Genomic DNA, 9,618 nt, shown 5'->3' with positions numbered 1-9,618 from the left:
TGTCCTGATTTAAATTTAATCCACTATACTTTGGCGTTGGGAAAATCGTGACTACTGAAATTTTCAGACGAGCTGAACGCATAAACCGACAGCCTGAAAGTTTATTCAACCTCCAAATATAAACATGAAATATTTATCTGTTTTATTGCTTGCCTTGTTTCTGCCCAATCTAGCCGTCTCCGCACCTGTAACCAACAGTAAAGGCGAAGAGGTATTTCTATTTGATTGGCACAAACAACCCGCTTTCAAAAAGCTTTGGCACGAACAAGTCGGCAAACATGCACCCAAAGCCCCTATGCACAATTGGGTGCGTAAAATGGCAGGGCCAATGCCGCCGCTGGAAAGTGTGAAAATCGGCGGCAAGACCTATTACTACACCACCATGTGCCAACCGCATAACTGCGGAGGCAACAACATGTATATTCTGACTGACAAGCAACATATCGCTGCTTATCATGTTGTTTATAAAAATGATGACTCCTTTTCTGCAGACAATCCGGATCAAATCTACATTTACGGTAAGCCCACGGAAGCAGAATTAAATTTTCTGAAGGCAGAATGGCGTAAAGAACAAAACAATTAAGGTGTCTTTTTTCAGACGACCTTTTCCTTCTTTTCAAATTGAACAATATAAAAAGGTGATTTTATGCGTACCAACTATTGCGGCCTGATCAGCGAGCAATATTTAGACCAAACCGTAACCGTCAAAGGCTGGGTACACCGCCGACGCGACCACGGCGGTGTGATTTTTATCGACCTGCGCGACCGCGAAGGCATCGTCCAAGTCGTGATTGACCCCGATACGCCCGAAGCGTTTGCCACTGCCGATTCCGCCCGCAACGAATACGTTTTGAGCATTACCGGCCGCGTGCGCAACCGTCCCGAAGGTACGACCAACGACAAAATGATTTCCGGCAAAATCGAAATCCTTGCCAAAGAAATCGAAGTCTTGAACGCTGCCGCTACGCCGCCGTTCCAAATTGACGACGAAAACATCAGCGAAAACGTGCGTCTGACCAACCGCGTTATCGACCTGCGCCGTCCGGTGATGCAGCGCAACCTGCGCCTGCGTTATCAAGTCGCTATGGGCGTCCGCCGTTATCTGGATGCGCAAGGCTTCATCGACATCGAAACCCCGATGCTGACCCGCTCCACTCCCGAAGGCGCGCGCGACTACCTCGTGCCGAGCCGCGTTCATCCGGGCGAGTTTTTCGCTTTGCCGCAATCGCCGCAATTATTCAAACAACTGTTGATGGTGGCGGGTTTCGACCGTTACTACCAAATCACCAAGTGCTTCCGCGACGAAGACTTGCGTGCCGACCGCCAGCCCGAATTCACCCAAATCGACTTGGAAACCTCGTTCTTGAACGAGGATGAAATCATGGACATCACCGAAGGTATGGCAAAACAAGTCTTCCAAGACGCGCTGGGCGTGGACTTGGGCGACTTCCCGCGTATGCCTTACTCTGAAGCCATGTTCTACTACGGCTCCGACAAACCCGATATGCGCATCAGCCTGAAATTCACCGAGTTGACCGACCTGATGAAAACGGAAGAATTCAAAGTCTTCCGTGGCGCAGCCGACATGAAAGGCGGCCGCGTGGTTGCCCTGCGCGTACCGAACGGCGCGAAATTCAGTCGCAAAGAAATCGACGAATACACCAAATTTGTTGGCATCTACGGCGCGAAAGGTTTGGCGTACATCAAAGTGAACGATGTCAGCAACCTCTCCAACGGCGAAGACAGCGGCCTGCAATCTCCAATCGTGAAATTCCTGTCTGAAAACGCCCTGAAAGAAATCATTGCCCGTACCGGAGCACAAAACGGCGACATCATCTTCTTCGGCGCGGACAAAACCAAAGTCGTGAACGAAGCCATCGGCGCGTTGCGTATCAAAGTCGGTTTGGAACACGGCAAAGACAACGGCTACTTCGTGGACGAATGGAAACCTTTGTGGGTCGTCGATTTTCCGATGTTCGAATACGACGAAGACGCTGACCGCTACGTTGCCGTACACCATCCGTTTACCGCGCCTAAAGAAGGTCACGAAGACCTGATGGTTTCCGACCCGGCAAACTGCCTGGCACGCGCCTACGATATGGTGTTGAACGGCTGGGAAATCGGCGGCGGTTCTATCCGTATCCACCGCGCAGACGTACAGGAAAAAGTGTTCGCCGCGCTGAAAATCAGCCCTGAAGAGCAGCAGGAAAAATTCGGCTTCCTCTTGGATAACTTGAAATTCGGCGCGCCTCCGCACGGCGGTTTGGCATTCGGCCTCGACCGTCTGGTAACACTGATGACCGGCGCCGAGTCCATCCGCGACGTGATTGCCTTCCCGAAAACCCAACGCGCCCAATGTCTGCTGACCAACGCGCCGAATTCCGTGGACGACAAACAACTGCGCGAATTGAGTTTGCGCCTGCGTCAAAAAGCGACCGAAAATAAAGAAGCGTAATTTTTAAAAGCAGGTGGGCAACACCTGACAGCCAAAAGGTCGTCTGAAACCTAATTACACGGGTTTCAGACGACCTTTTTCATTGTTGGTAGCAAAGTATTGCGGAAAAGAGCTTTTTAATTCGGATTTGCTGCATGGTTCATGCTTTGGGGAGTTTTATCTGTTTGATTTGTATGTATTCGAAAGCCGTTGCTGATTTTTGTAAGCAGGGAAAAAAGGGGAGTGCATCGTGGTAAAAGAGGTTGTCTGATATTGAATCTAGGATTGTTATTATTCTTATGATTATGCGCTATTTGCAGGAAGGACTTATATAAATAGGACGTTTTGCATCATGTAATATTTATTACAGTTAATATTTTTTAACAAATCCAATGTTAAGGTTGTTTATTTTTTTTGTTATTTTGATTTTTAATACTTGTATAACTTCGTAAAATATAAGAAAATTTCACCATATCGCGTTTGTTTTTGAGTTTTTATGTTATTTGTTTAGCGAAGACTGTTAAGTAATAAATCCAAAGGGATGAAGTTGGAATGTAATATTATGAAAAATAATTTTAGAGGTGAATAATGTTGTTATTTACAATACTTGCGGTGTTTGTTCTTGGGATAATGTGCTTCTTGATGATTATCATGAGGATGCATATTAAACGCTTTGCCTATAACGTTACGCAGGATTATCGCTATGACTGTTTGCCCCAGCATTTTGTAGCGCGATTGGAGGGTGGAGTTATAAAACTACCTCAAGAAGTGGATATTAATGATACGGTCTTGGCTGCGGTCAGTGTTGAAACTTCTTTGTTGGGCAAATGGTTGTTGCCCTATATTAAGATTGAAACCCGCAAAGGTATTTGGAAACATTACATCGAATTTGGCGGTAGAGGCGTGAGATATTTGAACTTCAGCGATATGTTTGATGCTGAAAGTCGGGAAATTTCCTTGTGGGGCAGAAGGGTCTTGTTGAAAAATCAGGAAGTCAGACTGACTGTTTATCCGCGTATGTCTTTGGATGATAAAAAAATCCTAGTGCTTGCGCCGCACGCTGACGATGCGGAGTTGGCAGCTTACGGCCTGTATGAAAAATATGCTGCAAATGCGATGGTGGTAACGGTAACGGCAAGCGAAGCGGGGCGTTTCCATTATGAAAACCTTTTCTGCAAACAATGCCCAACGGAAACTAAGGAGCAATATTTGGAAAAGGGGCGGATGCGGGTCTGGAACAGTCTGACCGTTCCGCTTTTGGCAGGGGTATCGTCTGAAAACATTTTGCAGCTCGGTTTTTTTGATACAACGCTGAAAACTTTATACAACCACCCTGAACGTGAAATTCCTTCTGCGAAGCTGGAAACGGCAGATGTGGGTATTTTCCGGAGAGCCAATAAGTCTGTTATATCAGAGGGTTTGCACGGTGGTTCGAATTGGCATGATTTGGTGGACAATATGGCTTACGTCATCGAATCATTCCGTCCTGATGTTATCGTTACGCCTTCGCCGAATATTGATGTCCATACCGATCATCAATGTACTACCATCGCCGCTGTCGAGGCATTGAGAAAGTTGAATTACACCAACGGTTCGCTGTTTTTATATACGGTTCACTATTTGACCGACGATTATCCTTTGGGGAATGTCGGTGCTGCGTTGAGTCTGCCGCCGTTTTTTAGCGAAGAAGACAGTAGCGATATGTTGTATTTCCATTCAATTTATTCCCATCCCGTTGATAAAAAAACGCAAAACCATAAATTGTTGGCATTGGATGCGATGAACGATATTCGTCCGAATGCACGCAATTACATGGATTGGAAATATGTATTACGCAAGGGTTTGAGCCTGCTGTATCACGATATTACTTCTATCCATGTGGATCTGGTCAACCGATTTGTCCGCAGCAATGAATTTTTTTATGTTGTTCCTGTCAGCGATGTCCACAATCAGGAGACGTACCGAAAAATTATTTCTCGGGGCGGGAAGAATCACCTTCATTGATCCGATCTGAAATGTTTTCAGACGACCTTTAAATATACAAAGGTCGTCTGAAAACCTATAATGGCCTGAGATTTCATATATTGCAGCCGTTATGCCGACTTATTTTATTGCTGATTTACACCTGAGCGAATCCCGTCCTGAGTTGACCGAGCTGTTTTTGCGTTTCATGCGTGAAAAAGCACCGTCTGCGAGGGCGGTTTATATTTTGGGCGACCTATTTGATTTTTGGATAGGGGACGACGAACATTCCGAATTGACGGATACTGTTTCCCGTGCCGTCCGTAACGTTGCAGAGGGCGGGGTGGAATGTTTTTTTGTTCACGGAAACCGTGATTTCCTGATTGGTGGGAAGTTCGCAAGGCAAGCGGGCATGGTACTGCTGCCGGAATATTCTGTCGTCGATTTATACGGTACGCCGGCTTTGATTTGCCACGGTGATACTTTGTGTACCGATGATGTGCGTTATCAGAAATTCAGGAAAACAGTTCATCAAAAATGGTTGCAACGGTTGTTTCTCATGTTGCCCCTCAAGCTGCGTTTAAATATTGCGCGTAAAATCCGCCATACCAGTAAGCACGACAAGCAATATAAGGCTGCTGAAATTATGGATGTCAATCCCAAGTTTACCTCTGATACCATCCAAAATTACGGCGTCAGCTTGCTGATTCACGGACATACGCACCGCGAACATATCCACGAAGAGAACGCATATACGCGTATTGTGCTGGGAGATTGGCGTAGCGACTATGCTTCTATATTGGAAGTTGATGAGTACGGATACAGGTTTGTTGAGTTATAGATGTTTGATTTGCAAATGTTGAAAATATAAAAGGTCGTCTGAAAGTTTTCAGACGACCTTTTTAATGACGGAAAATCAAAGTCGGATTATTTCTGGCAGGGTTTAAACTGCCATCCGCTCTTTGCAGGTCAGTTTTGCGTCTATCCAATCGTTTCCTCCGGGTAAGACTATTTGGGAAACCAGCGCATCCAAGTCGTGAAGGTAGGCTGAGGCTTTGGGGCTGTTGATGATTACGACGACAATCATCGGCTTGTCGCCCAGCCAGTAGCCTGCCAGTGCCCGCACGTTTTTGAGCGTGCCGGTTTTCAGACGCAGTCGGCTGCCGGGTTGCTTTAGGCGTTTTTTCAATGTTCCGTCCTGTCCGGCAATCGGCAGCGTGTCGATAAATTCTTGTTTAAACGGGCTGAAATAGGCTTTTTCCAGCATTTGCCCCATCATGTGCGCGGTAACGCGCTCGCTTCTCGATAAGCCCGAACCGTTTTCCAAAACCAAGTTTTCCGTATCTACCCCTGCAGTCGCCAATTCCAGGGAAACCGCTTCCGCTGCTTTTCTGCGTGCGGTTTCGCTGTCGCCGTTGCCGCCAAGTTTTAAGAATACGGACCGTGCAATCAGGTTGTTAGAATGTTTATTCATATCGGTCAGTATGTCTGACAACGGTTTGGAGCGCGAAACTGCCAGCGTTTTTGCGTTACTCGGTGCAGAAGCGGTTTTGAGATCGTCTGAAATCGTACCGCCGAGTGCGCGCCATTGATTTACAAAGCTTTTGTGTGCAAATTCTACGGAGGAGAGCATATTGATATGCATTTCTTTGCCTAAACAACTCTCCGGAACCTTACCGCCGATATGTAGCTTCCCATCGGAATAGTTGGCACGCATATGATTTTGCAATGCGCCGCATTTCAAAGCGTTTGACAGTACGGTTTTGTTTTCAATAGGAATATCGGGTAAGGGTGGCGAGGTCTCGACGGTAATGCCGCCTGCACCATCTGACTCCGGTCTGAGCCAGACAACCTTGTAAGCCAGCATATTCGGATCGGGGGCGGTCATAAACGGTGAACCTGCGTCGGATTCGAAATCCGGCGGGTTGTCGACGGTACCCCAGAGATGGCGGTCGAGTACCAGGCTGCCTTTAATATGCCTGATGCCTTTGTTTTGCAGTTGTTGCAGGGCGTCCTTCAGCCCGTCTTGGTCGAACACTGGATCGCCGCTGCCCACCCAATAAATATCGCCTTCCAACGAATCGCCTTCAATATGTCCGTTGGTTTTAAATTCCGTTTTCCAGCGGTAATCCTTACCCAAAGCTTCAAAGGCGGAAAATGCTGTTAGCAGCTTCATTGTCGATGCCGGGTTGACTGAAGCATCTGCTCTGTGTGATTCGATAACTTTGCCGCTGTCCAATTCTTGAGCGTAAACGGCGATTTCGTCCGGCGGGATATTGCCGAGATTCAAGGCGTAGGCAGAGAACGGCATTAAACACAAATACCATGCCGCTACCGTTTTTTTCCAATTCATATTGTTGAGACTTCTGAAAATACATAAAGCATAATTATAAGACAAAGTATCATGATGGTAAAAAATAAATCAGATGCATCAATGTCTTGAATATACCTATTTTGGATTCATTACCTTCTAAAACAAAAGCTATCTAATGCATCAGCCGGTATTTTTTGAATTTATATAAATAAACAGAATTTTTACCTATTTTAAAAGATAAGTTAGATAAATGGAGGTGTAAGGATAGTTGTATTGAATATTGCATAAAACGGTAAATAGGTCTCTAAAATACGATATTTTTCAATTTCAAATATATATATCGGGTATTTTTTGGGATATAATATTAAAAATTAAAATCTATTAAAAATATATGGTTAAGTTGGTATCAAATAAAATAAATAAGGGATATGTCTTTTTTATCGGTGGTGTCAATTATTTATTGATTTCTTCAGTGATTATTTAAAAAAGTTGTGTTATATTGCGGAGGAATCGTTGAATTATTTTGAGATAGTAGAATCTGGAGGGGAATTATGAAAGATATAGCTAATTTCATCCGCGACGACATCAAAGCTATGTCCGCCTACCGAATTGCCGACTTGCCCGAAGGCTTCATCAAGCTGGATGCAATGGAAAGCCCGTATCATCCGTTTGCCCGTTTTCCCGAGCTGTCAAACGAATGGCTGCGGCTGATTGCCCAAGCGCAGATTCATCTTTACCCCAATCCCGCCGCCAGCGGGCTGCAGGAAACTTTAAGAAAAGCCTTCAACATTCCTGAATCTGCCGCCATCGCTTTAGGAAACGGATCGGACGAGTTAATCCAATTCTTGACCCTGCTCGTTGCCCAATCAGGCGCGGCCATGCTCGCGGTTGAACCGAGTTTCGTGATATATCGGCACAATGCCGAGCTGTACGGCATGAATTATGTCGGCGTGCCGCTCAATGAAGATTTGACGCTTGATTTGCCCGCTGTTTTATCCGCCATCGACAAACATCAGCCCGCGTTGATTTTCATCGACTACCCGAACAATCCGACAGGCGTATGCTTCCGCCGCGAAGAAGTCGAAGCCATTATCCGCGCGGCGCGCGGCATTGTTGTGGTCGATGAAGCATACGGCGCATTCAGCCGCGACAGTTTTCTGCCGCAGGCGGGCAGCATCGAAAATCTGGTCGTGATGCGCACCATCAGCAAAATCGGTTTTGCCGGACTGCGCATCGGCTATGCGGCAGGAAGCCCCGCCGTAATGGGCGAGCTGGCGAAAATCCTGCCGCCCTACAATATGAACCAATTAAGCTTGGCGACCGCCAAATTCGCCCTGCAACACCACGACACGATTCAGACGACCATCGATATTTTGAAAACCGAACGCGAACGCGTTTTCAACGAATTGTCCGCCATAGGTCGTCTGAAAGCCTTCCCCAGCGAAGCGAATTTCATTACCGTGCGTGTTCCCGATGCAGACGCATTGTTTAACACGCTTAAAGAAAACCGCATCCTGATTAAGAAACTCCACGGCACGCATCCGCTTTTGGCGCAGTGCGTCCGCATTACCATCGGCAGTCCCGAGCAAAACGATGCCGTACTGGACATTATCCGCAAGCTTTATGCCTGATTTTTTAAAACCTCACAGAGAGTAAACCTATGACCATCACTCAACTCCACCTTGCCAATTTCCTGCAGCTTGTTGAAGAAGCAGGCTCGCTGACCAAACTTGCCCGCAAATGCGGTTACGACAACGCGGCATCCCTGTCCCAACTGAAACGCCGCCTTGAAGAGCAGGCAGAAGACGAAAAAGCGCGCGGCATCCGCCCCAGCCTTGCCGCCAAACTCGAAGCCGGCATGCACAAACGCAAAGGCTGGTTAAACCGCGACCACAGCAAAGATAAAGAAAAAGCCGCAGCCGCCGAAGCCGCCCGCCAAGAGCGTGCCGCCCAAGAAGCCGCAGCCGCTGCACCGGCATTCCATATGCCCGCAGAAGGCCGCGCAGTCAGCATCACACGCAACACCAGCGAAACCCAAATCACCCTCAGCCTCAACCTCGACGGCACCGGACAATACCGCCTCGACACCGGCGTCCCCTTCCTTGAGCATATGCTTGCCCAAGTCGCCCGCCACGGCATGATCGACCTCGACATCACCTGCAAAGGCGATTTGCACATCGACGACCACCACACCGTCGAAGACATCGGTATCGTACTCGGACAAGCCCTGAAACAAGCCTTGGGCAGCAAAGCCGGTATCCGCCGTTACGGCCATGCCTACGTTCCGCTCGACGAAGCCTTGAGCCGCGTTGTCATCGACCTCTCCGGCCGTCCCGGACTCGTGTACAACATCGACTTCACCCGTGCCCTCATCGGACGTTTTGACGTTGACCTGTTTGAAGAATTCTTCCACGGCGTCGTCAACCACAGCATGATGACCCTGCACATCGACAACCTCAGCGGCAGCAACGCCCACCACCAAGCCGAAACCGTATTCAAAGCCTTCGGCCGCGCCCTGCGCATGGCGGCAGAATACGACCCGCGCATGGCAGGACAAACCCCGTCCACCAAAGGCACCTTGAGCGACGAATCCGTTGCCGTTGAAGTTACCGTTGAAGAAGAAGCGCAAAGCGAAGCGTAATCCGCTTTAAAAAAGGTCGTCTGAAAACCGGAAAATAGGTTTTCAGACGACCTTTGAACATGATAAGGACGCTTAATTATCGGTGTTTTTTGCTGTTTTATGTTTTAAATAAGACGAGATTGCGGAAAGTATGGGGAATATACTGAATCTTTGATACCGTTTCAGTCGTCAACCATCGTTCCCGCTTGAATAGAAATAACGAAGCAGGAAATTTCTGTCTAAATGACGATAAAAGAAAAGGTCGTCTGAAAACTGAACTGGCCCCCA

Annotated in this window: 7 protein-coding genes; 6 read left to right on the top strand and 1 reads right to left on the bottom strand. The window is 47.5% G+C overall.

Annotated elements, in window-relative coordinates:
- Window positions 1-124: 124 nt before the first annotated feature.
- The 4 genes from HMPREF3066_RS07750 (at window position 125) to lpxH (ending at window position 5,237) form a co-directional block, all read left to right on the top strand.
- Window positions 125-583, top strand: coding sequence for an Ivy family c-type lysozyme inhibitor (locus tag HMPREF3066_RS07750; protein ID WP_060975473.1), 459 nt, complete (start codon window positions 125-127; stop codon window positions 581-583).
- Between the two features lie 63 nt (window positions 584-646).
- Window positions 647-2,455 (top strand): aspartate--tRNA ligase, encoded by a 1,809-nt coding sequence (gene aspS, locus HMPREF3066_RS07745; protein WP_060975472.1) that lies wholly within the window; start codon window positions 647-649, stop codon window positions 2,453-2,455.
- Window positions 2,456-3,022: 567 nt separating this feature from the next.
- The gene (locus tag HMPREF3066_RS07740) at window positions 3,023-4,438 is read left to right on the top strand and encodes a PIG-L deacetylase family protein (protein WP_070441820.1); all 1,416 of its coding nucleotides are present in this window, start codon (window positions 3,023-3,025) and stop codon (window positions 4,436-4,438) included.
- 91 nt (window positions 4,439-4,529) lie between these two features.
- The gene (gene lpxH / locus HMPREF3066_RS07735) at window positions 4,530-5,237 is read left to right on the top strand and encodes a UDP-2,3-diacylglucosamine diphosphatase (RefSeq protein ID WP_070441817.1); all 708 of its coding nucleotides are present in this window, start codon (window positions 4,530-4,532) and stop codon (window positions 5,235-5,237) included.
- Window positions 5,238-5,339: 102 nt separating this feature from the next.
- On the opposite strand, the gene dacB is transcribed toward lpxH, so the two are convergent.
- The gene (dacB, locus tag HMPREF3066_RS07730; RefSeq protein ID WP_060975405.1) at window positions 5,340-6,749 is read right to left on the bottom strand and encodes a D-alanyl-D-alanine carboxypeptidase/D-alanyl-D-alanine endopeptidase; all 1,410 of its coding nucleotides are present in this window, start codon (window positions 6,747-6,749) and stop codon (window positions 5,340-5,342) included.
- Window positions 6,750-7,261: 512 nt separating this feature from the next.
- On the opposite strand from dacB, the gene hisC reads away from it, so the two are divergent.
- Together hisC and hisB are read left to right on the top strand one after the other, a co-directional pair.
- Entirely contained in the window at window positions 7,262-8,341 is a 1,080-nt protein-coding gene (gene hisC, locus HMPREF3066_RS07725) for a histidinol-phosphate transaminase (RefSeq protein WP_070441813.1), read from the top strand.
- A 29-nt stretch (window positions 8,342-8,370) separates the two neighbouring features.
- On the top strand, window positions 8,371-9,351 hold the full coding sequence (gene hisB / locus HMPREF3066_RS07720) for an imidazoleglycerol-phosphate dehydratase HisB (RefSeq protein ID WP_045074087.1): 981 nt from the start codon (window positions 8,371-8,373) through the stop codon (window positions 9,349-9,351).
- The last annotated feature ends 267 nt before the right edge of the window (window positions 9,352-9,618 follow it).

Source organism: Neisseria sp. HMSC03D10 (genome assembly GCF_001807625.1).
Lineage (GTDB): Bacteria > Pseudomonadota > Gammaproteobacteria > Burkholderiales > Neisseriaceae > Neisseria > Neisseria mucosa.
The sequence above is the reverse complement of the archived record's forward strand: the minus strand, read 5'-3'. Positions and strand labels throughout refer to the sequence as shown.

Bases quoted from the DNA above. Each gene is read 5' to 3' on its own strand.
- HMPREF3066_RS07750 (WP_060975473.1), top strand. From the start codon at position 125: ATGAAATATTTATCTGTTTTATTGCTTGCCTTGTTTCTGCCCAATCTA.
- aspS (WP_060975472.1), top strand. From the start codon at position 647: ATGCGTACCAACTATTGCGGCCTGATCAGCGAGCAATATTTAGACCAA.
- HMPREF3066_RS07740 (WP_070441820.1), top strand. From the start codon at position 3,023: ATGTTGTTATTTACAATACTTGCGGTGTTTGTTCTTGGGATAATGTGC.
- lpxH (WP_070441817.1), top strand. From the start codon at position 4,530: ATGCCGACTTATTTTATTGCTGATTTACACCTGAGCGAATCCCGTCCT.
- dacB (WP_060975405.1), bottom strand. From the start codon at position 6,749: ATGAATTGGAAAAAAACGGTAGCGGCATGGTATTTGTGTTTAATGCCG.
- hisC (WP_070441813.1), top strand. From the start codon at position 7,262: ATGAAAGATATAGCTAATTTCATCCGCGACGACATCAAAGCTATGTCC.
- hisB (WP_045074087.1), top strand. From the start codon at position 8,371: ATGACCATCACTCAACTCCACCTTGCCAATTTCCTGCAGCTTGTTGAA.